The organism is Pseudomonas sp. PB101, from assembly GCF_009764265.1.
Classification (GTDB): Bacteria; Pseudomonadota; Gammaproteobacteria; order Pseudomonadales; family Pseudomonadaceae; genus Aquipseudomonas.
The window spans coordinates 103,956-129,995 of sequence record NZ_RWIR01000026.1; the positions used below are offsets into that span (position 1 = coordinate 103,956).

26 protein-coding genes are annotated in these 26,040 nt (G+C 62.3%); 16 read left to right on the forward strand and 10 right to left on the reverse strand.

Going from position 1 to position 26,040, the window contains the following annotated elements:
* Positions 1-9: 9 nt before the first annotated feature.
* The 3 genes from EI969_RS08840 to EI969_RS08850 form a co-directional block, all read right to left on the reverse strand.
* Positions 10-1,122 (reverse strand): ABC transporter substrate-binding protein, encoded by a 1,113-nt coding sequence (locus EI969_RS08840; protein ID WP_160387124.1) that lies wholly within the window; start codon positions 1,120-1,122, stop codon positions 10-12.
* A gap of 89 nt (positions 1,123-1,211) precedes the next feature.
* Positions 1,212-2,303: an ABC transporter ATP-binding protein gene (locus tag EI969_RS08845; RefSeq protein WP_160387125.1), complete on the reverse strand. Its 1,092-nt coding sequence runs from the start codon at positions 2,301-2,303 to the stop codon at positions 1,212-1,214.
* 269 nt (positions 2,304-2,572) lie between these two features.
* Positions 2,573-3,478: a LysR substrate-binding domain-containing protein gene (locus EI969_RS08850; protein WP_160387126.1), complete on the reverse strand. Its 906-nt coding sequence runs from the start codon at positions 3,476-3,478 to the stop codon at positions 2,573-2,575.
* 152 nt (positions 3,479-3,630) lie between these two features.
* Here EI969_RS08850 and EI969_RS08855 point away from each other — a divergent pair, with 152 nt between their 5' ends.
* The 4 genes from EI969_RS08855 to EI969_RS08870 all read left to right on the forward strand — a co-directional run bounded on the left by EI969_RS08855 (position 3,631) and on the right by EI969_RS08870 (position 8,758).
* Positions 3,631-5,235 (forward strand): 5-guanidino-2-oxopentanoate decarboxylase, encoded by a 1,605-nt coding sequence (locus EI969_RS08855; protein WP_160387127.1) that lies wholly within the window; start codon positions 3,631-3,633, stop codon positions 5,233-5,235.
* A gap of 81 nt (positions 5,236-5,316) precedes the next feature.
* Entirely contained in the window at positions 5,317-7,065 is a 1,749-nt protein-coding gene (locus EI969_RS08860) for an amidohydrolase (RefSeq protein ID WP_160387128.1), read from the forward strand.
* Positions 7,062-8,006, forward strand: coding sequence for a GTP-binding protein (locus EI969_RS08865; RefSeq protein WP_160387129.1), 945 nt, complete (start codon positions 7,062-7,064; stop codon positions 8,004-8,006). Before EI969_RS08860 ends, EI969_RS08865 begins: the two co-directional genes overlap by 4 nt.
* Positions 8,003-8,758 carry a class II aldolase/adducin family protein gene (locus EI969_RS08870; RefSeq protein WP_160387130.1) on the forward strand — a complete coding sequence of 252 codons (756 nt, stop codon included), beginning with the start codon at positions 8,003-8,005 and terminating at the stop codon, positions 8,756-8,758. The genes EI969_RS08865 and EI969_RS08870 overlap by 4 nt, the downstream gene beginning before the upstream one ends.
* Positions 8,759-8,896: 138 nt before the next feature.
* On the opposite strand, the gene EI969_RS08875 is transcribed toward EI969_RS08870, so the two are convergent.
* Complete coding sequence (locus EI969_RS08875) at positions 8,897-10,417, reverse strand: HAMP domain-containing sensor histidine kinase (protein WP_160387131.1); 1,521 nt, start codon at positions 10,415-10,417, stop codon at positions 8,897-8,899.
* A complete protein-coding gene (locus tag EI969_RS08880; RefSeq protein WP_160387132.1) occupies positions 10,414-11,133 on the reverse strand; it encodes a response regulator transcription factor in 720 nt (239 codons plus the stop codon). Before EI969_RS08880 ends, EI969_RS08875 begins: the two co-directional genes overlap by 4 nt.
* 274 nt (positions 11,134-11,407) lie before the next feature.
* Here EI969_RS08880 and msrB point away from each other — a divergent pair, with 274 nt between their 5' ends.
* Positions 11,408-11,926, forward strand: coding sequence for a peptide-methionine (R)-S-oxide reductase MsrB (msrB, locus tag EI969_RS08885; protein WP_160387133.1), 519 nt, complete (start codon positions 11,408-11,410; stop codon positions 11,924-11,926).
* 34 nt (positions 11,927-11,960) lie between these two features.
* Entirely contained in the window at positions 11,961-12,662 is a 702-nt protein-coding gene (msrA, locus tag EI969_RS08890) for a peptide-methionine (S)-S-oxide reductase MsrA (RefSeq protein ID WP_160387134.1), read from the forward strand.
* Here the strand turns inward: msrA and EI969_RS08895 are convergent.
* A complete protein-coding gene (locus EI969_RS08895) occupies positions 12,659-13,564 on the reverse strand; it encodes a LysR family transcriptional regulator (protein ID WP_160387135.1) in 906 nt (301 codons plus the stop codon). The two genes, msrA and EI969_RS08895, sit on opposite strands and share 4 nt — an antisense overlap.
* Positions 13,565-13,666: 102 nt before the next feature.
* On the opposite strand from EI969_RS08895, the gene EI969_RS08900 reads away from it, so the two are divergent.
* The gene (locus tag EI969_RS08900) at positions 13,667-14,842 is read left to right on the forward strand and encodes an aspartate aminotransferase family protein (RefSeq protein ID WP_160387136.1); all 1,176 of its coding nucleotides are present in this window, start codon (positions 13,667-13,669) and stop codon (positions 14,840-14,842) included.
* 8 nt (positions 14,843-14,850) lie between these two features.
* Here EI969_RS08900 and EI969_RS08905 read toward each other — a convergent pair whose 3' ends face one another.
* From EI969_RS08905 to EI969_RS08915, 3 genes are all read right to left on the reverse strand, one after another.
* A complete protein-coding gene (locus EI969_RS08905) occupies positions 14,851-15,105 on the reverse strand; it encodes a Txe/YoeB family addiction module toxin (protein WP_160387137.1) in 255 nt (84 codons plus the stop codon).
* On the reverse strand, positions 15,102-15,356 hold the full coding sequence (locus EI969_RS08910) for a type II toxin-antitoxin system prevent-host-death family antitoxin (protein WP_056728535.1): 255 nt from the start codon (positions 15,354-15,356) through the stop codon (positions 15,102-15,104). The genes EI969_RS08905 and EI969_RS08910 overlap by 4 nt, the downstream gene beginning before the upstream one ends.
* 209 nt (positions 15,357-15,565) lie before the next feature.
* Entirely contained in the window at positions 15,566-16,072 is a 507-nt protein-coding gene (locus EI969_RS08915; protein ID WP_160387138.1) for an adenylate kinase, read from the reverse strand.
* 72 nt (positions 16,073-16,144) lie between these two features.
* Between EI969_RS08915 and EI969_RS08920 the strand changes: the two genes are divergently transcribed.
* Positions 16,145-17,233, forward strand: coding sequence for a hypothetical protein (locus tag EI969_RS08920; RefSeq protein ID WP_160387139.1), 1,089 nt, complete (start codon positions 16,145-16,147; stop codon positions 17,231-17,233).
* 2 nt (positions 17,234-17,235) lie between these two features.
* Here the strand turns inward: EI969_RS08920 and EI969_RS08925 are convergent, their stop codons facing one another.
* Positions 17,236-19,152, reverse strand: coding sequence for an alkaline phosphatase D family protein (locus EI969_RS08925; RefSeq protein WP_160387140.1), 1,917 nt, complete (start codon positions 19,150-19,152; stop codon positions 17,236-17,238).
* Between the two features lie 118 nt (positions 19,153-19,270).
* Between EI969_RS08925 and EI969_RS08930 the strand changes: the two genes are divergently transcribed.
* The 8 genes from EI969_RS08930 (at position 19,271) to EI969_RS08965 (ending at position 26,036) form a co-directional block, all read left to right on the forward strand.
* Positions 19,271-19,534 (forward strand): hypothetical protein, encoded by a 264-nt coding sequence (locus EI969_RS08930; protein WP_160387141.1) that lies wholly within the window; start codon positions 19,271-19,273, stop codon positions 19,532-19,534.
* Between the two features lie 107 nt (positions 19,535-19,641).
* Positions 19,642-20,622, forward strand: coding sequence for a quinone oxidoreductase (locus tag EI969_RS08935; RefSeq protein WP_160387142.1), 981 nt, complete (start codon positions 19,642-19,644; stop codon positions 20,620-20,622).
* Positions 20,623-20,635: 13 nt separating this feature from the next.
* On the forward strand, positions 20,636-21,484 hold the full coding sequence (locus EI969_RS08940; RefSeq protein ID WP_160387143.1) for a TauD/TfdA family dioxygenase: 849 nt from the start codon (positions 20,636-20,638) through the stop codon (positions 21,482-21,484).
* Between the two features lie 86 nt (positions 21,485-21,570).
* Positions 21,571-22,623, forward strand: coding sequence for a 3-keto-5-aminohexanoate cleavage protein (locus EI969_RS08945; RefSeq protein WP_160387144.1), 1,053 nt, complete (start codon positions 21,571-21,573; stop codon positions 22,621-22,623).
* Between the two features lie 92 nt (positions 22,624-22,715).
* Positions 22,716-24,047, forward strand: a complete 1,332-nt coding sequence (locus EI969_RS08950; protein ID WP_160387145.1) for an MFS transporter — start codon at positions 22,716-22,718, stop codon at positions 24,045-24,047.
* Positions 24,044-24,706, forward strand: a complete 663-nt coding sequence (locus EI969_RS08955; protein WP_160387146.1) for a DsbA family oxidoreductase — start codon at positions 24,044-24,046, stop codon at positions 24,704-24,706. Before EI969_RS08950 ends, EI969_RS08955 begins: the two co-directional genes overlap by 4 nt.
* The gene (locus tag EI969_RS08960; RefSeq protein ID WP_160387147.1) at positions 24,703-25,029 is read left to right on the forward strand and encodes a Rieske 2Fe-2S domain-containing protein; all 327 of its coding nucleotides are present in this window, start codon (positions 24,703-24,705) and stop codon (positions 25,027-25,029) included. The genes EI969_RS08955 and EI969_RS08960 overlap by 4 nt, the downstream gene beginning before the upstream one ends.
* Positions 25,026-26,036: a YeiH family protein gene (locus EI969_RS08965; RefSeq protein WP_110662420.1), complete on the forward strand. Its 1,011-nt coding sequence runs from the start codon at positions 25,026-25,028 to the stop codon at positions 26,034-26,036. Before EI969_RS08960 ends, EI969_RS08965 begins: the two co-directional genes overlap by 4 nt.
* The last annotated feature ends 4 nt before the right edge of the window (positions 26,037-26,040 follow it).

Below are 26,040 nucleotides of genomic sequence, written 5' to 3' on the forward strand. Positions count from 1 at the left end.
GTCACAGGCTCACTTGGACAACCGCGTCAGGTACTCTTCCAGGGCTTTGGAGTAGTTGTCGGCGTACCACTGGGCGTTGAGAGCGATCTGCTTTTTCAGGTTTTCTTCGGAAGCGCAGTTGGCCTCCAGTTGCTTGGCCGACATCAGTTTTTCCGTGGCGCTGTTGGACGGTCCGTTGCCCAGCAGTTCGAACAGCTTGAGCTGGCCTTCGGGTTGCAACGCTTGCTGGATGAACTGCATGGTTGGCTGAGTGCCGCCCGGGTTGCCATTGAGCACCGCCCAGCTGCTGGAGTTGATGAAGCCGTTGTCGAAGCTCCAGCGCACGCGGTTGTCGGTGTCTTCGCTGAGCAGCTTGGCGCGGGTGTGCCAGATCGCACCGACCGACACTTCACCCTCGACCATCAGTTGCTGGCTCTCGGCACCCGAGCTCCAGAACGACAGCACGTGCGGCTTGATCTCGTCGATCTTCTTCATCGCCCGTGGCACGTCCAGCGGGTACAGCTGGTCGGCCGGAACGCCGTCGGCGAGCAGGGCCGCTTCGAGCATGCCGTTCATCCACTTGTACAAGGTGCGCTTGCCGGGGAATTTCTTCACGTCCCAGAAATCGGCCCAGGTCTTGGGCCCGTTTTCACCGAATTTTTCGCTGTCCCAGGCCATCACGTAGCTGAACTGGTAGCTGGCAATGCCGAAGTCGGAAGCCAGTGCCGGAGCCACCTGATCGCGCTTGATCACGTTGTAGTCCAGCGGCTGCAGGATCTTTTCCCGGCCCAGCACAATGGCGCTGTAGCTCTCGACGTCGACCACGTCCCAGCTCGGTTGACCGCTGGCCAGTTGCGAGCGGATGGCGCCTTCGGTCGGGCCGGCGCCGTCGATGCGCACCTGGATGCCGGTGTTCCTGGTGAAGGTGTCGGTCCATGCCGAGCGGAACGCATTCAGCGCATCGCCACCCCAGTTGACCACCACCAGCGGCTTGTCCGCCGACCAGCTGATGCCGCTGCGCAGCGCCAATGGCACGGCAGCCAGCAGGCCCATGGCCTGGATGAAGGTGCGACGGTTGATCTGACCGTCACGGGCCTTTTCGATAAGCACTTCGATGCAGTCTTGTTGGTGATCCTGGCGCATGGGCAAGTCCTCAGTCGGCAGGCGCCTGCGTGGGCACCGGCCTTTTTGTTGTCATTGGAAGAGAGCTTTGTGACGCAATTTTTTAAGGGTCAAGCCTGGAGCAGGAAGCTTTGCTGCACCGGCCAGCTCAGCCACACCGGCGCGCCGCCGGGCATCGAGGCGCCCGGGTGATTGCCCGGCACGGACAGATTGATCGGCAAGGTGTCGCCGCCGACTTTCAGGGAAAGATGCGTGCTCGAACCCTGGTAGACCTTGTCGGTGAGCTGCGCGGGCATGACGTTGTAGCCGTCCCGGGCCGGGCACTCGCTGTGCAGTTCCATGTGCTCGGGGCGCACGGCCAGCACGATCGGTGCGGCGCTCAGGGCGTTCGGGGCCTGCGCATGCAGCACGCTGGTGCCGCAACGGCCGCTGGCGGTCTGGCCGTTGCGGGTCAGGTTATCCAGCGGGAACAGGTTCATCTTGCCGAGGAATTCGGCGACGAAACGGCTCTCGGGGCGGTTGTAGATGTTTTCCGGCGTGTCGACCTGGGTCAGCTTGCCGTGGTTGAAAATCGCGATGCGCGACGACAGCGCCAGGGCTTCGTTCTGGTCATGGGTGACGAAGACGAAACTGGTGCCGACCTGGCGGTGGATGCGTTGCAGTTCGGTTTGCAGTTGTTCGCGCAGGTTCTTGTCCAGCGCCGACAGCGGCTCGTCGAGCAACAGCAGTTCCGGCTCGAACACCAGCGCCCGGGCAATCGCCACGCGTTGCTGCTGGCCACCGGACATCTCGGATGGCTTCTTGTGCATGTGCGCGCCGAGGCCGACCACTTCAAGGATGTGCTTGACCCGACGGTTGCGTTCTTCGGCCGGGACTTTGCGGATGCGCAGCGGGTAGGCGACGTTGTCGGCGACGGTCATGTGCGGGAACAGCGCATAACCCTGGAACACCATGCCGTAGTTCCGCTTCTCGGCGGAGCGCCTGATGATGTCGACGCCTTGCTCCATCAGCTTGCCCGACGTCGGGCTGAGGAAGCCGGCCAGGATCATCAGCAAGGTGGTCTTGCCCGAGCCGGACGGACCCAGCAGGGTCAGAAACTCGCCTTGGCGAACGTCGAGATCGACGTTATCCAGCGCCGCGAAACGGCCGTAATACTGGCTGATACCTTGAGCGCTGAGCTGAACCGCTGAACGGCTGGACACAATGAGGTTCCCCTTTTTATTGCCCATATGACGTACGAGGACGGATGCAGATCCGAAATGGGCTTTGGGGACTCATTATTGTTAAAAATATCGCTACATCAATGGAATTATTTTGCTCGTATTGGTTAGTTTTATTACTCAATTTTTGAAGGTGCATCGACCGCTTTTCTGTAGGAGCCGGCTTGCTGGCGATAGCGTTCTTCAGGCCGCCATCGCCAGCAAGCCGGCTCCTACAGATCAGCAGTTGCCAGGGCTTATCCGACCTGTCGTCAGAGGGTGTCCTGCCAGGTCTGGTGGGATGACTGCAACTGCGTCTTGACCCAATTGCTGAACGCCTGGACCACCGCGCGCTCGGCTTTTTGCGGGTCGGCCGCCAGGTAATAGCCACGGTGCAGATCGATGGTGATGTCGAACGGCCGCACCAGCAGACCCTTGGACAAGGCATCGCCGCTGATCAGGTTGTCGCCGATGGCGATGCCCTGGCCGGCAATGCAGGCGGACTGTGCGCAGTGCGCATCGGAGAAGAGGATGCCGCTCACCGCGTTGACCCCCGAGGCGCCCGCGGTGGTCAGCCACACGCGCCAGTCCGAGTAGTCGGTCATGTGCAGCAACGGGTAGTTGCTCAGTTCCTGCGGGGTTTTCAGGCCGCCCAGGGCGTTGATCAGGCGCGGGCTGCACACCGGGAAGAAACGCAACGCCACGATCTCTTCAACGATCACCTCCGGCCAGTCGCCGATCCCGTAGGCGATGAACAGGTCGGCGGCCGGATTGTTCACGTCATCCGGGGTACGGGGCGAAATGAGCTGGAGTTGCACCTGCGGGTATTGGCGTAGAAACGCCCCGATGTGGTGGCACAGCCAATAGGTGGCGAAGCCCGGAGCGCAACTGACGCACAACCGCCCGGAAATCTCCTGATCGTCGATCAACTGCCCGGCGTCGAGCAGGTTCAACAGAATCCCGTGGACTTCCCGCGCATAACGTTCGCCCTGATACGTCAGGCCGATGCCTCGGCCAATCCGCTCGGTCAGGGCAAAGCCGACGCACTCCTCGAGCTTGCTGATCTGGTGGCTGATGGCGCTGCGGGTCAGGTTCAGTTCACGGGCCGCGACCGACACGCTGCCTGTGCGGGCAACCGCATCCAGCGCGCGAAGGGCTGTCATCGAAGGAAAGCGCATAAATCCATCCCGTTGTTTGTTTTGAATGGCTCGTATGGTGATGTAGATCGAACAGTTAGGCCAAAAAAAATCGATTGTTGTATCGGTTGATTCAACAATACTAGCCCCATTCGTCGTTGGGCCGATGCGGCCCCTTTTCCGAGAGGTGCTGCATGACCCGTTGTGCCGAGGCGCTCGTTCAGTTGCTGGAAGGTTATGGTGTTGAAACCGTCTTCGGCATTCCCGGCGTGCACACCGTCGAGTTGTACCGTGGCCTGCACGGCAGTCGCCTGAAGCACATCAGCCCGCGCCACGAGCAGGGCGCCGGGTTCATGGCCGACGGTTATGCCCGCGCCAGCGGCAAGCCCGGGGTGTGCTTCATCATTACCGGCCCGGGCATGACCAACATCATCACCGCCATGGGCCAGGCCTATGCCGACTCGGTGCCGATGCTGGTGATCTCCACCTGCAACCGTCGCGAACACCTGCGCCTGGGCCATGGCCACCTGCATGAACTGCCGGATCAGCGCGCACTGGTCGCCGGGGTCTGCGCTTTCAGTCATACCTTGCAGCACCCGGCGCAATTGCCGGAAGTATTGGCGCGGGCTTTTGCCTTGTTTGGCTGCACGCGGCCGCGGCCGGTGCACATCGAGATTCCGCTGGATGTACTGGAGATGTCTGCCGACGGCCTGGACCTGCGTCCGCGTGCGTTGCCTGCCGCGCCAGCCCCTGCGCCAGAAAACATTGATGCAGCGGTTGCGCTGATCAGCAACGCGCAGCGTCCATTGATTCTCGCCGGTGGTGGCGCGCGCCGGGCGGCCGAAACCCTGAGCGCACTTGTCGAGCGCTTGCAGGCTCCCGTGGCGCTGACCACCAATGCCCGCGGTTTGCTGGCCCCGGAACATCCGTTGTTGCTCGACGGCGTGCAGTCGTCGGCTCACGGTCGCGAACTGATCGCCGAAGCTGATGTGGTGCTGGCGGTCGGCACCGAACTGGGTGAAACCGACTACGACTTTTTCGGCCTCGGCCCGTTGGCGTTCAAGGCGCCGTTGATTCGCCTGGACATCGATCCGCTGCAAATCCTCGGCGTACAAGCGGCCACGGTCGGTTTGCTGGGTGATGCCGAACAGGGCTTGCTCGCGCTGTTGGAACGCCTGCCGCAACGCCAGGCTGATTCGGCCTGGGCAGGTGAGCGGGTGAGCCGGGTCAACGCCATCGAACGTGCTGGCTGGAGCGCGAAACAGGGCCGTATGCAAGCCTTGCTCGATACCGTCCGTGACCACCTGCCGCAGCCACTGATCGTCGGCGACTCGACTCAACCGGTGTATCAGGGCGCTCTCGGCTACCGCGCGCCAACCCCCAACAGCTGGTTCAACGCCGGCAGCGGCTACGGCACCCTCGGCTACGGGTTGCCCGCCGCCATCGGCGCCAAGCTCGCCCAACCATCGCGCCCGGTGGTGGCATTGGTCGGTGACGGTGGCTTGCAGTTTTCCAGCGCCGAACTGATCGCCGCCAAAGAGGCCGGTGTCGGCGTGATCCTGCTGGTCTGGAACAACAGCAGCTACGCCGAAATCCGCGACTACATGAATGCCAAAGCGGTGCCGTTGCTGGGGGTGGACATCCTCACGCCGGACTTCGCCGCGCTCGCGCAAAGCTGCCACGTCAGCCATCACCGGGCCAACAATCTGCAAGGTTTGCGCAAGCTGCTGGGGCAACTCGCCAACATCACCGAACCGGTCATGGTCGAGGTCGACGCCGCAACGTTTCTGGCCGACTAAAACAACAACAATTTTTTCAGGTCGCCGACACGCACAGCGCCCGGTGGACCTTTCAATCTCCTGAACTCAAAGGTGGCTTACATGGCTGAGTCCGATAACTTTTCCTCTACCCATTCCGCGCAGGGGACCTACGCCGACCTGATCCTCGCCAACGGGCGTATCTACACCCAGGACCCGGCCAACCCGTGGGCCGAGGCCGTGGCGATCCGCGACGGCAAGTTGATCGGTGTTGCCAGCCTCGGCCAGATCGAAATGTTCAAGGGCCCGAACACCCGCGTGCATGACCTGCAAGGCGCGTTCTGCATGCCGGGCCTGCACGACATGCACACTCACCCCGACCTCGCGCTGGCGCCGCGCTATGCCGATGACCTCGACGTCGGCATCGAAGACCCGACCCCGCAACAGTTGCGCGAAAGCATTCTTGCCTACGCCGACAGCCATCCCGGCGATGGCTGGATCTACGGTCAATACTGGGTGCGCTACACCTTCCGCGAAGCCGGCCTGACCCCGGGCCGCGCCTGGCTCGACAGCGTCATGCCGGACCGTCCGGTGGCGCTGCTCGACCGCATGTGGGGCACCATGATGGTCAACTCCAAGGCCCTGGAACTGGCCGGCATCGATGGCAACACCTCTGATCCGCGCAACGGCTATTTCGAGCGTGACGAGCTGACCGGCGAACCCACCGGCCTGATGATCGACGGCGCCTACGCGATGATCCACGCCGCCATGCCGCCGACCTCGGTCAGCGTGCTGCGCCGCGCCTATCGCGATGGCGTGCATTTCCAGAGTTCGCGCGGCGTCACGGCGAGCAAGTACGTGCACGTCTGCGAACAGCGCTTGCAAGCGCTCAAGGAGCTGGACGACAGCGGCGAGCTGACCGTGCGCATCGAAGCGGCGATCAGTTGGCAGGACGACATTTTTCCGGTGCGTCGCCGCTGGGAACTGCTGGCCGGCGAGCGTCACTACTACCGCAGCGCACGCCTGAGCGCCAACGCGGTGAAGTTCCACTTCGACGGCACCGTGGAGCCGAAGTCTTCGTACCTGCTGACCCCGTGGCCAGAGGAAAAGAGCTGGCGCGGCAAGCTCAACCTGACCCCGGAACACATCACCGACATGGTGGTGGACATGGACCGCAAGGGCATCCGCGTGATCGCCCACTGCACCGGCGACGGCGCCTCCGACGTGTTCCTCGATGCCGTGGCCGAGGCCCGTCGTCGCAACGGTTTCAGCGGCGTGCGCCACCAGTGCGCCCACAGCACCTTGCTGCACCCCGGCAACCTGCCGCGCTTCAAGGAGCTGAATGTCATCGCCGAATTCTCTCCGGCCGCCTGGTACCCGACGCCATTCGCCAGCGGTGCGCGCTCCGGTTACGGCCAGGAACGTCTCAAGCGCATCTACGATTTCAAGGGCGTGCTCGCCGCCGGCGGCACCGCAGTGATGGGCACCGACTGGCCGGTGGCGTCCATCGACCCGTGGCTGGCGCTGGAAACCATGATCACCCGGCAGAACCCGTGGAACGACGACCCGGCCTGCTTCGGCGACCCGATCAGCCTCGAACAGGCGCTGAGCGTGATCACCAGCAACGGCGCGATCGCCATGGGCCTGGAACACAGCACCGGCAGCTTGCAGGTGGGCAAGGCAGCGGACCTGATCGTGATCGACCGTGACCTGTTCGCCGCACCTGCGCGCAACTACATCCACAAGACTCAGGTGCTGCTGACCTTCGTCGAAGGGCAACTGGTTTACGACCGCCACTCGACGCTGGAATCGCTCGGTCTCAAGGCCGTGTGGCAGGGCGAACCACCGGTGCTGGAGGGCAAGGCAGAATGACTTCCCAACGAATCGCCGTGACCGTCGTCTCGGGTTTCCTCGGCGCCGGTAAAACCACGTTGCTCAACCGCATGGTGCGCCGTGCCGAAGGCAGCCGACTGGCGGTGATCGTCAACGATTTCGGTGAGCTGAACATCGATGCGGCCATCGTTTCCGAAGTCACCGACGCGGTGTACAGCCTGCAAAACGGCTGCATCTGCTGCACCGTGCAGGAAGACCTGTTGGCGCAGCTCGGCAGCCTGGCCCAGTTGCAGCCACGGCTGGAGCGCATCGTCATCGAGTGCAGCGGTGTGTCCGACCCGCAGCGCATCGTGCAGACCCTGGCCTACCCGCAACTGCGCAGCCAGATGCAACTGGACATGGTGATTACCGTGGTCGACGCGACCCGTCATCTGCAACTCGACGGTGAGTACGCACGACTGGCGCGGGCGCAGGTGGCGGCCGCCGACTTGCTGCTGTTGAACAAGATCGATCTGGTTGATGAATCGCAGTTGCAGGCGTTGCGCGAGGCGTTGGGCCTGCGGACGCGAGTGCATGAAAGCGTGCAGGCGCAATTGCCGGATGCGCTGTGGCTCGACACCGATCTGGAGCTTGAGCCGCGCACAGTGAAACCGCTGACGCGGGTGTCCGACGGCGATCACGGCGAGATGTTCAGCAGTTGGCTGTGGCAGAGCGACAAGCCCCTCGATGCTGATGGCTTGCGCGCCTGGTTGCAGGCATTGCCCAGCGATGTGTTCCGGGTCAAAGGGCTGGTCAGGCTGGCGCAAGGCAACAAGGCGCACTGGCTGCAACACGTCGGCACACGCAGTCAGTTTTTGCCGGCGACAGATGAAGCCGGCGCCGGGAGCACTCGGCTGGTGTTCATCGCCCGTCGTGGCTTCGACGGCTGGGACGCATTGGGGGAGGGACTTGAGGCCTGTACGCTGAAGGAGACCGCATGAGCCCGACAGAACAACGCTTGCGTGAAGAACTGGCCGCCTGTTATCGACTGGTGGCGCACTTTCGCATGACCGACCTGATCTTCACCCACATCTCGGTGCGCATTCCCGGGCCGGAGCATCACTTCCTGATCAACCCTTATGGGCTGATGTTTGATGAGATCACCGCGTCGAACCTGGTGAAAATCGACCTCGATGGCCATGCCGTGGAGCCATCGCCGTACCCGGTCAACCCGGCCGGATTCGTGATCCACAGCGCCATCCACGGCGCCCGCGAAGATGCGCAATGCGTGCTGCACACCCACACCAGGTCCGGGTGCGCGGTGGCGGCGTTGCAGTGCGGGTTGTTGCCGGTGAACCAGATTTCCATGGAGTTCCATGGCCGCGTCGCTTACCACGACTACGAAGGCGTGGCGCTGGATTTGAGCGAGCAACAACGCCTGGTGGCGGACCTGGGCGACAAGTCGGTACTGATGCTGCGCAACCATGGTTTGCTGACCGTCGGCGAAACGGTGGGGCAGGCGTTCATGCGCATGTACTACCTGGAAAAGGCCTGTGAGATCCAGTTGGCGGCCATGGCGGCGGGAGAGGTCGTGCTGCCCTCGGTCGAGGTGTGTGAACACACCGAGCGCCAGTTCAACGACCCGGGGCGGCCGCTGGAAGAGGGGGAACTGGCTGATCCGGATGCGATGCAATTGGCCTGGGCTGCATTGATGCGACTGCTGGAGCGAGTGGCGCCGGGGTATCGGGACTGATCCAGGCTCTCGGTTGTCTGGGCTGGCCTCATCGCTGGCAAGCCAGCTCCTACAGGGGTTGTGGGTGTACGCAAATCCCGCGAACAACCGGGATCCTGTGGGAGCGTGGCTTGCCCGCGATGCAGGCGCCTCGGTCCGTCAGGCCTGCCGCGGTGTATTGAGGTTCATCGACCGCTCAGCCAACGCTGTCGCTGTCTCCTCATCGATCGGCAACGAAAACCTGAATGTCGCCCCACGCCCCGGCACATCGATCAACTGAATCTCGCGCCCATGCAATTGCAGGATGCGATGCACTATCCGCAGCCCCAACCCGCCATCACGCCGTGCGCCGCCGATATTGAACGGGCGCAGAAACAACCCTTCGCGCAGTTCCGGGGCAATCCCCGGCCCGGTGTCGCTGACCGTGACTTCGATGAATGCCCCCTGCGGGCGCAGGCCCAGTTCGACTTCGCCACCGGCCGGGGTATGGCGCAGGGCGTTGTCGAACAGGTTGGTCAGAACCCGCTCGATCAACCCCAGATCCGCGCAGGCGGCGGAGGCATTCGGCGCGAACGTGGCCTTGAGTTCGACCTTGCGTGCTTCAGCGGTGAGTTCGAATTTCTGGAAGATGTCCTGGGCGAGGTCGGTCAGGGAAAAACGCTCCAGCACCGGTTGCACGAAACCGTGCTCCAGCCGCACCAGCTCCAGCAGCGACTGCGCCAGACCACCCACTTTGCGACTCTGGTCCAGGGCGATGCCCAGATAGCGACGGCGGTCGGCGGGGGACAGCGTGGCGTCCTTGAGCGACAGGGTTTCCAGATAGCCATGCAAGGAGGCCAGCGGCGTGCGCAAGTCGTGGGAGATGTTCGCCACCAGTTCGCGGCGCTCCTGATCCTGGCGGGTCAATGAGCGCCATTGCTCGCCCAGGCGTGCCTGCATCTGCCGGAACGTGGCGTCGAGGATGGCGATCTCATCGTGGCTGGCGGTTTTCTCCACCGCGACGGGCAGGGCCGGGGTAACCGGAACGCCGTCGATGTCGAACTGGCTGACGGTGTCGGTGAGGCGCCGCAACGGCCGGGTGATCAGGGCAAACGCGGTGAGACCGGCAATCAGGCACAGCAACGCCACCAGCCCGATGGACAGCAGGGCGGTGTTGAGCGCCGCGCTGGTCGCGCCACGTTCGGCCAGGCGATCGTGATCCTCACCGAGCAGCACCACGTAGAGATAACCGGCCGGCTTGCCATCAACCTTCAGCGGTGCCGCGCTGAATACCTTGCGCGCATCGACGCTGCGCGGATCGTCGCCGAGAATCGGCAGGGCATCGCCGCGCAACAGGCGCTGGATCGGCGCCAGGTCGACCTGCTCGCGACGAATCCGGCCCTCGGGCGCGGCGCTGCCGACAATCTTGCCCTGGGAGTCGAGCAGGTACACCTCGACGCTCGGGTTGACCTGCATCAGCTTGCTGAACAGGTCGCGTACGGCGTTAGGCATCAGGCCCTGGGTGTCCATCAGCACCGTGTCACTGGCGATGTGCTGCGCCAGGTCGCGGGACAAGCCTTGCACCACTTCCTGCTCGTGCATCTGGTTGGCGCGCACCTGCATCCACGCCGAGGTGCCGCAGCACACCAGCAGCAGCACGGCGAACACCAGGGACAGGCGTTGCGTCAGGGTCAGCCTCATGGCTGCGGCTCCTCACCGGTGGCGAATTTGTAGCCGCGGCCCCAGACCGTGAGGATGCGCACCGGCTGCGCGGGATCGGTCTCGATCTTGGCGCGCAGGCGGTTGATGTGGGTGTTGACCGTGTGCTCGTAGCCTTCGTGGCTGTAGCCCCACACGGCATTGAGCAGGTCCATGCGCGAAAACACCTTGCCGGGCTGGCGGGCGAAGAAGTACAGCAAGTCGAACTCCCGGGGCGTGAGGTCCAGGCGCCGTCCGTCGAGGGCCACCTCGCGAGTGATCGGGTCGATGGCCAGGCCGTCGATGAGCAGGCTGCCGGCGTCCATCTTCAGGTTGCGCGCCATGGCATCGACCCGGCGCAGCAGCGCCTTGACCCGGGCCACCAGCTCAAGCATGGAAAACGGCTTGGCCAGGTAGTCGTCGGCGCCCAGCTCGAGGCCGAGAATCCGGTGCACTTCGCTGGAGCGCGCACTGGTGATGATGATCGGCGTGTAGCGCGCCATCGCCCGGGCCCGGCGGCAGATCTCCAGGCCGTCGACGCCGGGCAGCATCAGGTCGAGGACCAGTGCGTCCCAGTTGCCTTGCTGCAGCAGGCGCATGCCTTCATCGCCATCGGCGCTGTGCACCACCTCGAACTGCTCATCGCGCAGATGCAGGCAGATCAGGTCGGCGATGTGCTGGTCGTCCTCGACCACGAGGACGCGTTTGGTCTGTTCCATCCAGGTCAATCCTTCGGCGCATTGTGCGTAATGCCCCCTGTAGGAGCGAGCCTGCTCGCGAAAAACCTGAGGACGCCGCGGGGCGTCAGAAATCCCGCGTCATCGTTGGCCTCCATCGCGAGCGAGCTCGCTCCTACAGTAGTGGCATGCGCATTGTGCGGGTTTTTCGGCGCCCGAGTTATCACGAATTGTTTAACTTCCCGTGAGGATTTGGCGATCACCCAAAGCCTAGGCTGTGTTCCATGAAACACCCCTGGATTTTTGGGAGGCGAGCATGTTTTCACGACGGCAATTTCTCGTAGCAGGCGGCGGGCTTGGGGTTGCAGCCCTGGCGATCGGCCTGTTGCCAAAGTTTTCCACAGGCACCGCATTGATCAACGAGGCCAGTGCGGCCGAGGCGTTCGAAGTGACCCACAGCGACAGCGAATGGCACGCGATCCTGAGCGACGAGCAGTACGACATCCTTCGCGAAGAGGGCACCGAACGGGCCTACAGCAGCCCGCTGAACAACGAGCACCGCGACGGCACTTTTGCCTGTGCCGGTTGTGACCTGCCGCTGTTTTCTTCTGCCACCAAGTTCGACAGCCGCACCGGCTGGCCGAGTTTCTGGGCACCGTTGGACAAGGCCGTGGCCACCCGTCAGGACCGTGCGTTCGGCATGGTCCGCGAGGAAGTTCACTGCCGGCGCTGCGGCGGGCATCTGGGCCATGTCTTCGATGACGGCCCGAAACCCACTGGCCTGCGTTACTGCATGAACGGTTTGGCGATGAAGTTCGTGCCACGGACCGTCTGATTTTTGCCCCTTGGATTATTCAGGAGTGCCCTGCATGAAAACCCTGTTCACCTGGCGCCGTACGCTGTTGGCAATCGCCGCCGTTGGCGTGATTGGCCAATGCTCTGCGTTCTCTTTTGGTGGGGCCGAAGAGGCCGTGATAATTGCGCCGCCGACCCTTGATGAAACCACTCAGGCCCGCAGCGAAACGGCCGTGTTTGCCGGCGGTTGTTTCTGGGGCGTGCAAGGGGTGTTTCAGCACGTCAAAGGCGTGCAGGACGCAGTGTCCGGTTACGCCGGTGGTGCGGCCGGCACGGCGCAATACGAGCGTGTCAGCAATGGCAATACCGGGCATGCGGAGGCTGTCGAAGTCACATTCGATCCGACCCAGGTCAGTTACGGCACCTTGCTGCAAATCTACTTTTCAGTGGCACACAACCCGACCGAACTCAACCGCCAGGGACCGGACACTGGCACGCAATATCGCTCGGCGTTGTTCACCAAAAGCCCTCAGCAGCAAAAAGTCGCCGAAGCCTACATAGCTCAGCTTGATGCCGCCAAGTCGTTCAGCAAACCGATCGTGACCAAACTGGAAAGCTTCAACGGCTTCTACCCGGCGGAGGATGAGCATCAAGACTTTCTGACCGAACATCCAACCTATCCGTACATCGTCATCAATGACCTGCCGAAAGTGGCGCAGCTCAAACAGCTGTATCCGGACCGTTATCAGGAAAAACCGGTGCTGGTGAAGGATTAATGCTTGCCCCACCGTTGTACGGCAAAGTCGACGAAACGACGCAATTTCGGCAGGCGATAGCGGTCCTGGGCATAGACCAGATGCATCGGCCGGCTGGGCGGGCAGTAATCGTGCATCAACGCTACCAGTTTTCCCTGGCGCAGATCCTCTTCGACCAGCGCGTCGGGCATCATCACGATGCCCATGCCGGTACGCGCCGCTTGATGCAGGCCGGCCGAACTGTTGATCAGCATCGGCCCGCCGACCCCCACGCTGACCTCGCCATCGGGACCGGCCAGGCGCCATTCCTTCTGCACCGATTGCCAGTCATCGCCGGCCGGATAGGCAAAGGACAGGCAGTCGTGGTGTCGCAGGTCTTCAGGCGTTTGCGGCGTGCCGCGCCGGGCCAGGTATTGCGGTGACGCGCACATGGTCAGGGTGTAGTCGATCAGCGGACGGGCGATCAGGTTGGAGGGCTCGAGTGCGCCTAGGCGAAACGCCACATCGAGACCGTTTTCCAGCAAATCCGGACGCCGGTTGGTCAGCACCACGTCGAGCTTCACCCGCGGGTGTTGCAGGCTGAATTCACTCAGTGCCGGCGCCAGGCGCTCGGTGCCGAAGGTCAAGGGGGCGGTGATGCGCAAGATGCCGCTCGGTTCGTCCAGCGCCTGTTCGGCCAGGCGCTCGGAATCGGCCACCAACCCCAACACTTCGAGACAGCGCTGGTAATACGCGGTGCCGAATTCGGTGAGCCGCTGGCGCCGTGTCGTGCGGTTGAGCAGGCGCACACCCAGCCGCTGCTCCAGGGCCTTGAGGTGATTGCCGACCATGGTCGTGGACATTTCGCACTGCAAAGCGGCGGCGGTCATGCTGCCGGTTTCCACCACTTTGACGTAGACGGTCATTGCCTGGAACAGATCCATTATCAAGCCCAGCTTTTAAATGATTGAAGTTTTACAGCGTTTATCCAGCTTCGGTGGCTAACCATACTGCAAAAACACCGACCCCTGCTGGAGCTTGATGTCATGACCGCCGCCTGCCTGATGAGCACTTACCAACCCCTGGCCTTGAGTTTCAACAAGGGCCTGGGCACTCGCCTGTGGGATCAGGCCGGTCGCGAATACCTGGATGCGGTTGCCGGTGTGGCGGTGACCAACGTCGGCCACTCCCACCCGAAAATCGTTGCTGCAATTACTGAGCAAGCCGGGTTGCTGCTGCACACGTCGAACCTCTACAGCATCGACTGGCAACTACGGCTGGCGCAGAAGCTGACGCGGCTGGCGGGCATGGACCGGGCGTTTTTCAACAACTCCGGGGCCGAAGCCAACGAAACCGCACTGAAAATCGCCCGGCTGCATGGCTGGCACAAAGGCATCGAGCAGCCGCTGGTGGTGGTCATGGAGAACGCATTCCATGGCCGCACCCTCGGCACCTTGTCGGCCAGCGATGGCCCGGCGGTTCGCCTGGGTTTCAACAAACTGCCGGGGGATTTCGTCAAGGTGCCGTTCGGCGACCTCGACGCGCTGGACAAGGTGCAGCAGGCCCACGGTTCACGGATCGTGGCGATCCTGATGGAGCCGATCCAGGGCGAAAGCGGCGTGCAACTGGCGCCACCGGGCTATCTCAAGGCCGTGCGCGAACTGTGCAACCGGCGCTCATGGTTGTTGATGCTCGATGAAATCCAGACCGGCATCGGCCGCACCGGCCAGTGGTTCGCCTTCCAGCACGAAGGCATCGTCCCGGACGTCATGACCCTGGCCAAGGGCCTGGGCAACGGCGTGCCGATTGGCGCGTGCCTGGCCCGTGGCAAGGCGGCCGAACTCTTCACGCCGGGCAGCCACGGCAGCACCTTCGGCGGTAATCCGCTGGCCTGCCGGGTCGGATGCACCGTGCTGGAGATCGTTGAAGAACAAGGGCTGCTGCAAAACGCCCGGCTCCAGGGGGCGCGCCTGCTCGACAGACTGCACGCAGAATTGGCGGGCAATCCGAATGTCCTCGCGATCCGGGGGCAGGGCTTGATGATCGGCATCGAACTCAAGCAATCGATCCGCGATTTGAGCCTGATCGCCGCAAGGGATCATGGTTTGCTGATCAACGTCACGCGGGGCAAAACCATTCGCCTGCTACCGCCGCTGACGCTTGATGAGCGGGAGGTGGAGATGATTGTCAGGGGGGTGAGCAGTGTGGTGAAAGTGGGCTGAAGTTCGGATCAGTAATGGTATCTGCACATCACAACGCGTATTTCGCCGTCTTCAACGGTGTAGACCAGACGATGTTCAGCCGTAATCCGGCGTGACCAGAATCCGCTCAAGTTATGTTTGAGCGGTTCGGGTTTTCCCAGACCGTCGAAAGGCTCGCGCTGGATAGCTTTGATCAGCAGGTTGATACGTTTGAGCCCTGCCTTATCGTTCTGCTGGAACCAGAGATAATCGTCCCAGGCTTCAGGGGTGAACTCGATATTCATTCTTCAATCAGTTGCCTGGTTTTGGTTTTGCCTGCTCGCAGGTTACCGATTGACTTGATCAGGCGTTCAGCGTTGGCTGGGGAGCGCAGCAGATAGGCTGTCTCTTCGAGAGCGTTGTATTCGGCCAATGACATCATCACTACCGGCTCGCCTTTCTGACGGGTTACCAGTAGCGGGGCGCGATCCTCATTCACCCGGTCCATGGTTTGCGCCAGATGTGCCCGTGCGTTGGTGTAGTTGATGGTTTCCATGTGATTGTCCTCGCTTGATGCAGAGAACGTACAGAAATGAGTACATGTTGGCAAGGCGATACCTACGAGTGGCTGTTACGGGGAAAGTGCATCCACGTTTGTATTCAGTATCGCCGAATGTTCCCCAGGACGTTTCCGTGACAGATGTAATCCCGTTCTGAGCTACATGCCATCCATAAGGGGTTGTGTCTGACCACAGCTTCGAAACCTTACGAGTGATGAACCAGCACCGCGGTTTCCTCCCGACCTACCAACCGGATTTTCGTACCGCGAAACTCTTTGAACAACCGTTGATGCGCCGCAAATCCACTTGAGTCATCCCGCACGCGATAGCTGCCCGCCCACTCCAGCATTGCCACCAACCGTTCATCATCCTGTGTTTCCCGTCGACGAATGTTGGCGACGCACTCCACGTCATCAATACACAACCAGATCAACGCCGTGGCGCGGTGGAGGAGTTCGCTGACGATCCAGCCGTAAACCCCTTCGATCACCCAGCGCTCTTCATCGGCTGCGATCCGCGCCATGGCCAATGCCTGTGGGCGGGGGCGGGCGATGCTGTGCGGGTCCGACAACCAATGAACAGAATCCAGATCGATCCATGGCACTTGCAGGTGGCCGGCCAGTCTTTCGGCCAGCCAGCTCTTGCCGGCCCCGGAATTACCGATGATCAGGGTCCGGGTCAGATCCGGTTCGTGTGCGCTTGGAGATTTCATCTTCATTCGCTGGAGTCCCATCGGGAGAACCCGCAGAATCGATGCTCACTCAAGGGAAAGGAGCTCCATCAGGTGTGGATTCCAATTGCGTTACTCATGACGTTGGGCACGGTTTCAGGCGTAAATGCTGCAACGCAAGCACCGGACATTGCCGGGCATTACACATTGCAGGCCAGGGAAATCGGCTCGAAGCTGGTGCTGGAACCTGACAACACCTTTGAGGCCTACATCGAGTACGCCGGTGCCGAAGGTTCCGCCAAAGGTCACTGGAAGCAGGTCGACAATACCCTGACCCTGACCAGTGACGCCGTCGAACCGCCCGCTGAAAACCTGCTGTTCAATCTCAGTCGTACCCACAGTCTGGCAGACCTGCAAGACACCCATCAGCCCGATGGCGGCGACACGTTCAGGCAGGCGCAAGACAACTATGTGCTGAACCTGCGTTACGCCCGCTCCAGCCCCGTGCCGAGCATCGCCCCGGTGATGGTGACGTTCGAGTTCAAACAGGGGCCGGCCACCCAACTGTTGTGGAACAACGCGGTGGGTCGACAGCTCTATGTGCCCTACACCGAACAACGACCCCTGACCCGGATCGGTTTGCAAGGCAGCCCCGATCAAGCGCCACAATGGTTTGCCATCGCCCCGCAGACACGCACCCTGTCCTTGAGCTGGAAGGTCGATCGCACGACGGGTCAAATGACTTACGACAAACCGGATGAGCTTGGCCTGGCACAGTCGCAACAGTTGTTTCGCAACGCCCGCAAAGCGCTGGCGCAGATTGATCACAACTACATCCTTACGCTGCTCTATGGCGTGACTGCCCAACCGCCGGCGATCAAGCCTGTGGATATCTATTGGTCGTTCGACGACGGTTCGCAGCAACACCAGCGCTGGACCGATTCACGGCAAGCGCAATTGCTGCTGCCGGCACCTGCGGGCAAGACCCTGAAAAAAATCGGGGTGAAGTCGAGCGCTGATCAGAGCCCGCAATGGTTCGATGTCGCGGCGCACAGCCGGGCAATCGACATGATGTGGGACGAACGCGTCAACCCCGATCAGATGCGCGATTTGTCCGAGGTCTTCAAAACCCTGGAACTGGAAGTGAAGGGTGATTGCCTGTCAGTGGACCTGGGCAATGGCCTGGCGTGTTATCGCCAATAGCTTCAGTCATTGTGCTCGGGTGCAATCATCCGGGTCTTCGGTGCGCCGTTCGAGTTGTGCTGATAGATGGTTTGCGGCTGCCCCAGCTCATTGAAAAACACCTGGCCGATGCCTGCCGAGTTCCATAGCCGCTCACCGGCCTCGGCGTGTTCGGGCACGTGGGGCACGATGCGCATGCGTCGCCGCTTGGTCAGCCAGTTCAGCGGCGAGCGTGGCGAGTACAGCCAGCGGTTGAGGCGGTCGAACCATTCAAGCAGGGCAGGCGGAAACTCGTTCTTGATGCCGCTGCTGGTGATCTGCCAGATGCGTGGTCCGGCTTTGCGGTGGCGGATCAGCACTTCGTAGACGAAGGAATAGTGCACATCGCCCGACAGCACCACGTAGTTACCCGGCGTGCGCGAGTGGCGGAAAATGTTCAGGATCACCTGCGCCGCACCGCGATGGGCCATCCAGTTTTCCGCGTCCACCAGCAGTGGATAACCGCACCAACTGAATACCCGCTGCACGGTTTCGATCAGTTTGACGCCGAAGATCGGCGCCGGCGAAACGATGATCGCGCTGGGGTGGTCCAGCAGTTCCTGTTGCAGTTCGCTGAGGGCTTCCCAGTCGAGCAGGCCGGAAGGCTGCTTGAGGTTCATCTCGCTGCGCCAGCGCCGGGTGCGGGTGTCGATCACCACCATGGCCGGGGTGGTCGGCAATACGTAATGCCAGTGCTGGAACTTCAGCAGATCATCGATCAAGTCATCCTGAACCGTGCTGTCGAGGTGACTCTGGTGTGTGCTGGCGCTCAACGCGCCGGCCTTTTCCAGCACTGCACCGAACGCATCCGGGTTGTTGCCCCAGCCCTGGCACAGCATGTACGCCAACAGTGCGTTGCCGATGATGCGTCGGGAGAACGGATGGCCGTAGGCGGTTTCCTCCCATTGCGCACTAAGGTTCCAGTCATCGGTGATGTCGTGGTCGTCGAAAATCATCAGCGTCGGCAGATGCGCCAGTGCCCGCGCGACATTGCCAAGGCCCGCCTTGAAGGCATCGATGCGCGTCTGTTCAAGGGTGTAGCGCTTGAGCCGTTCCGGCGTCAGCGCTGGTGCCTGGGGCGCGATCAGGGTCCAGGGCATTGGCGACCAGACCAACAAGTACATGGCCATGACTTCGGCGAAGGTCACCAGGTGGTTGTCGGCACTGCTGCTGGTGAAAATCGGCTTGCGCGCACCGCCGAAAAACCGTTCGCGCAGGGTTTCATTGCTTTGCAGCGCCGGCAGCAGATCGGCCCGGTGGTAGTAGCTGGCCGGATGCTCGTAGAGCCTGGCGCCGTCGCTGACCACAGCGCCTTCGAGGTGCTCACCGAACAGGCCCAGACGCTCGATCAAGGCGTGAACCGCGCGCAACATCGGCCCTGCGACGTCGTCGGCGTAGACCTGATCGCCGGTCATCATCAGCAGTGCCGGGCGGTCTTTGGCGGCGTGTTCCTGCGCCAGCAACCGGTCGACGCACAGCAAGCCGTCGGCCGCCGGGTGATGCGGCTTGCGGCAGGAGCCGTGCAGTAACTGATCGACCCGTGCACGCAGGACGAAGTTCGGGCAGCGGGCAGCGCCGTACAGCAAGTGCGGCGCCCAATCCGCGATGCCTGCCCCTTCAATCAACACGTCGTATTCGATCAATTCGTCGCAGGGCAGGGCGCTATCGAGTTGCACATCGATCAAGTGCACAAAGGCATGAGCCCCCGCGGCAATCACCGTACATTGCCCGGCATCGAGACGGATATTGCCGACGCCCTGCAAGCGCAGGGTCAGCGCCAGCGCCCGGGAACCCACCAGCCACAGCACCAGCCGCGTGGGCTCCAGGCGCCGCAGCAGTGGGCCGGCCAGGACTGGCGGCAGGGATTGGTGATAATCGGGCAGTGGCAGTGTTTCGGACATCCGCGGTCAAGGCTCTTGGGGCATCGAGGCGGGCGATGATAGCGCAGGTGGCGGCGAGACAGGCTAGAGTGACTCTGCCGCGCCGTGTGTCGGCAATTTCAGTCGGAGAAAGGCACCCATGTACAAGATTATCCTGCCGGCATTGGCCGTTTTACTCCTCGTCCAATCCCCGGCCCATGCCATCAATGACAAGTACCGCAAGCAACTGGAGAAGTCCGGTTGCACCCAGGTGAGCGAGTCGCAGGGCTGCGATATCCACAAGTCCAAGGCGGAAAACGCCAAGGCCGGGTTCAGCAACCCGCCGGCACCGGACGCGACCGGGAACAATCAGGAAAAGGCCCCGGACAGCCAGCAAGGAGCAACCCCGCCTGTCACCAAATGAAAAGCCATTGTCGTCTGATGAGAAGCGTCCCGACAGGCCTCGTCCTACAGTCCAATCAGCGCAATTCGATGCAACACGCCCATATTGCAGATTGGAGAATAAGAAAAATGGCCAAAGCCGTACGCTTTTACGAAACCGGTGGTCCCGAAGTTCTACGTTATGAGGACGTCGAAGTCGGCGAACCCGGTCCGGGTCAGGTTCGGCTTCGTCATGTGGCAGTCGGCCTGAACTATGCCGACACCTATTTCCGCAACGGCACCTACCCGATTCCGATGCCCAACGGCATGGGTGTCGAGGCCTCTGGCGTCGTCCAGGCTGTGGGTGAAGGGGTCACCAACGTCGAGGTCGGTGATCGCGTCACCTACACCGGTTTTCTCAACACCCTCGGCGCCTACAGCACCGAGCGCCTGATCGCGGCCGCGCCGCTGATCAAGCTGCCGGAAACCATCAGCTTCGAGACTGCTGCGGCGATGACCATGCGCGGCTTGACGTCTTCGTACCTGATGCGCCGCATCTACGACTTCAAACCGGGTGACAGCATCCTGCTGCACGCCGCCGCTGGCGGTGTCGGCCTGATCGTTTCGCAGTGGGCCAAGCTGTTGGGCCTGAACGTGATCGGCACGGTGTCGACCGAGCAAAAGGCGGAAATCGCCCGGGCTCACGGTTGCGACCATACGATCAACTACAGCCATGAAGACGTCGCCGCTCGCGTTCGCGAACTGACCGATGGCGTGGGCGTCAACGTGGTGTTCGACAGCGTTGGCAAGAACACCTTCATGGGTTCGCTGGATTCGTTGAAGCCCCGTGGCCTGATGGTCTGCGTCGGCACCGCATCCGGACCGATCCCGGCGTTCGATCCGGTGATGCTGGCAATGAAAGGTTCGCTGTACCTGACCCGTCCGGCCCTGGCCAACTACATCAGCGACCCGGCCGAAAAAGCCGCGCTGGCCGGTGAGTTGTTCGACCACGTCGGCAGCGGCCGGATCAAGATCGAGATCAACCAGCACTACGCCTTGCAGGACGCGGTGCAGGCCCATCGCGACCTTGAGTCACGCAAGACCACCGGCTCGTCGATTTTCGTCATTTAAGGAGCGACCAGCCATGAAAGTCGAACAATTGACCTGCACCATCGGCGCCGAACTGATCGGCGTCAACCTGGCCGACGCCGTGCATGACGACGGCCTGTTTGCCGAGATCCGCGCACAGTTGCTCAAGCATCGCGTGGTGTTCCTGCGCGATCAGGACATCACCCGTGCCGAGCACGTGGCCTTCGCCCGGCGTTTCGGCGAGCTGGAGGATCATCCGGTGGCCGGCAGCGATCCGGAGCATCCGGGTCTGGTGCAAATCTACAAGCGTCCGGACCAGCCGGCGGACCGCTACGAAAACTCCTGGCACAGCGACGCCACCTGGCGTGACGCCCCGCCGATGGGCTGTGTATTGCGTTGCCTGGAGTGCCCGCCGGTGGGCGGTGACACCATGTGGGCCAACATGGTCGAGGCCTACGCGCGTTTGCCCGAAGACGTGAAGGTCAAGATCGCCGACCTGCGTGCGCGCCACAGCATCGAAGCGAGCTTCGGTGCGGCGATGCCGATCGAAAAGCGCCTGGCACTCAGGGAGAGGTTCCCGGATGCCGAGCACCCGGTGGTGCGCACTCACCCGGAAACCGGCGAGAAGGTGCTGTTCGTCAACGCGTTCGCCACTCACCTGAGCAACTACCACACCCCTGAGCGGGTGCGCTTCGGTCAGGACGCCAACCCGGGCGCAAGCGATTTGCTGCGCTACCTGATCAGCCAGGCGTACGTCCCCGAGTATCAAGTGCGCTGGCGCTGGAAGCCCAACAGCATCGCCATCTGGGACAACCGCAGTACCCAGCATTACGCCGTCATGGATTACCCGCCTTGCCATCGCAAGATGGATCGCGCCGGGATCATCGGCGACAAGACTTACTGATCCACGCCTCTGCATTCGCTCTCGTAAACACGCCTGCCCGGCGCGACTCCGGGTGGGCGGGACAATCATAAGAACTGGAGTAACCCATGCAATTTTTCGACGATTCCCTGCACCCCGAAAACATGGAAAAGGTAGTCATCACCGTGGCCCCGTACGGCCCGGAATGGATGCCTGAAGATTTCCCGGAAGACATCCCGCTGACCATGGACGAGCAAGTCCAGAAAGCGGTCGATTGCTATGAAGCCGGCGCCACCGTGCTGCACCTGCATGTGCGCGAACTGGACGGCAAGGGTTCCAAGCGTCTGTCGAAGTTCAACGAGCTGATCGCCGGTGTGCGTGAAGCCGTGCCGGACATGATCATCCAGGTCGGCGGCTCGATTTCCTTCGCCCCGGAAAGCGACGGCGAAGCGGCCAAGTGGCTGTCCGACGATACCCGCCACATGCTGGCCGAGCTGACGCCGAAGCCGGATCAGGTCACGGTCGCGATCAACACCACGCAAATGAACATCATGGAGCTGTTGTACCCGGAGTACCTCAAAGGCACCTCCCTGGACAACCCGATGATCCACGCCGCCTACAGCGAAATGACCGTACCGGCGGGCCCTGCCTGGGTTGCCGAGCACCTCAAGCGCCTGATGGACAACGGCATCCAGCCGCACTTCCAGCTGACCGGCATGCACGCCATGGAAACCCTCGAGCGCCTGGTGCGCCGTGGTATCTACAAAGGTCCGCTGAACCTGACCTGGATCGGCATCGGCGGCGGCTTCGATGGCCCGAACCCGTTCAACTTCTTCAACTTCATCCACCGCGCGCCGGACGGTTGCACCCTGACCTCCGAATCGCTGCTGAAGAACGTGATGCCGTTCAACACCATGTCGATGGCCATGGGCATGCACCCGCGTGTGGGCAACGAAGACACTATCATTGACCACAAGGGCGATCGTTTCGGCTCCGTTGCCCAGATCCAGCAAACCGTGCGCATTGCCCACGAACTGGGCCGTGAAATCGCCACCGGCAAGGAAGCCCGCGAGATCTACCGCATCGGCGTGCAGTACGAAACCATCGAAGAAACCCTGTTGGCCAACGGCATGGCCCCCAACCGCAAGGCTGGGCAGAAAGGTACTCCGCAACGCGGTTGACCGTGGGTCGGGACGAGGGGCCGTGACCTCTCGTCCGCCTGACCGTTACACGCTTGATAACAAAAATAAGACAAAGCTCTTGAGGAGGCTGCATGGCCTTTCACCCAATCGCCGCTGACGATGACGACGCAGGTTGCGTCGGCGTTGCGCGCCAATATGCCTGGATCGTCTTTGCACTGACGTTCGGCCTGTTGATTTCCGATTACATGTCGCGTCAGGTGCTGAACGCGGTATTCCCCCTGCTCAAGACGGAGTGGGCGTTGAGCGACGGACAGCTCGGGTTGTTGAGCGGCATCGTCGCCCTGATGGTCGGCCTGCTGACTTTCCCGCTGTCATTGATGGCCGACCGCTTCGGCCGGGTCAAGAGCCTGGCGTTGATGGCGATGCTCTGGAGCGTGGCCACCCTGGGCTGCGCGCTGGCGCAGGATTACCAGCAGATGTTCATTGCGCGATTCATGGTCGGCGTCGGCGAAGCCGCCTACGGTAGCGTCGGCATCGCGGTGGTGATTTCGGTGTTCCCCAAACACATGCGCGCCACCCTGGCCAGCGCCTTCATGGCCGGCGGGATGTTCGGCTCGGTGCTGGGCATGGCCCTGGGCGGCGCCATCGCGGCGAAGCTTGGCTGGCGCTGGTCGTTCGCCGGCATGTCGTTGTTTGGCCTGTTTCTGGCGGTGCTCTACCCGATCATCGTCAAGGAAGCGCGCATTGCGCCACAACGTGCCGCGCAGATCGCGAACAAGACGGCCGCGGCGGTCAAGCGCCCGCTGAGCACCTTGTGGTCGAGCCGTTCGGTGGTAGCGACTTACATCGGCAGCGGCTTGCAGTTGTTCGTCGGCGGGACGGTGATGGTGTGGATTCCCAGCTACCTCAACCGCTACTACGACATGCCCACCGACAAGGCCGGCGGCATGGCGGCGATCATCGTGTTGTGCAGCGGTGCGGGCATGATCCTGTGCGGCATGCTCAGCGACCGCCTGTGTCGCAACTCGCCGGAGCGCAAGGTCAGCCTGGCTATCGGCTTTTGCCTGGGCAGTTGCCTGTTGCTGTCGGCGGCGTTTGCCTTGCAGGCAGGACCGGTGCAACTGCTGCTGATCTGCCTGGGCATGCTGATTGCCACCGGTACCACCGGCCCCGCCGGCGCGATGGTCGCCAACCTGACCCATTACTCGGTGCACGGCACGGCGTTCGCCACGCTGACCCTGGCCAACAACATGCTCGGGCTGGCGCCGGGGCCGTTCATCACCGGCCGGGTGTCGGACCTGATCGGTCTGCATGCCGCGTTTCAACTGGTGCCACTGGTCAGCCTCGCGGCGGCAGCGGTGTTCTTTTATGCCAAGTGTCATTACCACAAAGATATTGCCCGCCTTCAGGGTCAGAGCGTGCCTGACCCTATCGGTGAAGCCGGGATAGAGGTGAAGTTGTGAGTCGTCGTTTACGTATTGATGTGTTTTTCGATTTTATCTGCCCGTGGTGCCTGATCGGCAAACGCCAACTGGAGCATGCGCAGGTACAGTTTCGCAGCCGCCATCCGGACGTGCAGATCACCACGGTGTGGCATGGCGTGCAGTTGTTGCCGCAGATACCGGTAGAGGGTGAGCCCTTCGCCGATTTCTACCGCAAGCGCCTGGGCAATGCCGATGCCATGACCATGCGCCAGAAACAGGTGCAGCAGGCTGCCAGTGCGGTGGGCCTGGCCATTGACCTCAGTCGCATCGAGACGATGCCCAACACCGCGGACGCCCATCGTTTGTTCGAGCGTGCCAGCACACTGGGCAATGCCAGTCAGCGTGAAATGCTGCTCGAGCGACTGTTCGCCGCTTATTTCCTCAGGCGCGAAAACCTCGGTTGCCGTGAGACCTTGCTGGCCATTGCCCGCTCCTGCGGCATCGCCACGGACGGACTGGTTGATTGCCTGATGGGCGACGCCACGCCATTTGCAGGCCCCCCCGGCGCGACCAGCGGCGTGCCGAGCTTTCAGTTCGACGGCCGTTTGACCGTGATCGGTGCACAGCCGGCCCAGGCGCTGCTCGGGGCCATGAACGAAGCCCTCAAGGAAAGTGAGCGCGAGCGGCAGCCAGCATGACCCGGCGCATTCCCGTACCGGCCGGCAAATACCCGCCGGCCGGTGGCCGGGCGCTGTTCGAATTCGAAGACAAAAGCCTGGCGCTGTTCAACGTCGACGGGCAGTTGTTCGCCATCGACGACAGCTGTCCGCATCAGGGCTCTTCGCTTTGCGGGGGGCGTCTTGAAGGCCGGGTGATTCAATGCCTCGCCCATGGCTTGCGCTTCGATTTGCACAGCGGCTACCTGCTCAATTCAAGGCAGGTCAAAGTCACCAACTACCCGGTCGAGATCATCGACGGCCAGGCGTTTATCGTCATCGCAACCGAGGAGTCCGCGCCATGAGCGCCATTGCTCTCACCCGCATCCACAGTCGCACGCGCGAACTGGCACCGGGGTTTATCGTCAGCCTGATCGTGGCGGCTGCCGCTTCGTTCCTGTCCGAGCATTACGGTGCGCCGGTCATGCTGTTTGCCTTGCTGCTGGGCATGGCCCTGAATTTTCTCGCCGACGACGGCCCGTGCAAGGCCGGCGTCGAATTCACCGCCCGTACCGTGCTGCGCATCGGCGTGGCGCTGCTGGGCATGCGCATCACCCTGGAACAAATGGCGGCGCTGGGCTGGAAGCCGATAGCGCTGGTCGTAATCCTGGTGGTGGTGACCATCAGCGTGTCGGTGATCGCCGCCAAGGCCCTGGGTTTCCAGCGTTTGTTCGGCCTGCTCACCGGCGGCGCGACGGCCATCTGCGGCGCCTCGGCGGCCCTGGCGTTGGCAGCGGCGCTGCCGAACCATCCGCAGAAAGAACGCGCCACCTTGTTCACGGTGATCGGCGTGTCGGCGTTGTCGACCCTGGCGATGATCGTCTACCCGATGATCGCCAACTGGCTGGAGTTATCGCCGCAGGTCGCTGGCGTGTTCCTCGGTGCCACGATCCACGACGTGGCCCAGGTGGTCGGCGCCGGTTACGGCATGTCGACCGAGACCGGCGACACGGCCACGGTGGTCAAGCTGATGCGCGTCGCGATGCTGCTGCCGGTGATCGTCACCGCCGCAATGATCACCCGCATGCAAGGCGCCGACCCGACCGGCAAGCGCCCGCCGCTGTTGCCGTGGTTCGCCGTCGGCTTCCTGATCCTGGCGTGCATCAACAGCACCGGCTGGATCGCTCCTGCGGTGCAAGGCGGGGTCAATGAGTTGTCGCGCTGGTGCCTGGTGATTTCCATCAGTGCCCTGGGCATGAAGACCCGCTTGCGCGAGCTGGCGGCTGTCGGGATCAAGCCGATCTTGCTGATGGTTGGGGAGACGGTGTTTCTCGTTGTGCTGGTATTGCTGTTGCTGCGCTGGGGGCTCTGAGCGC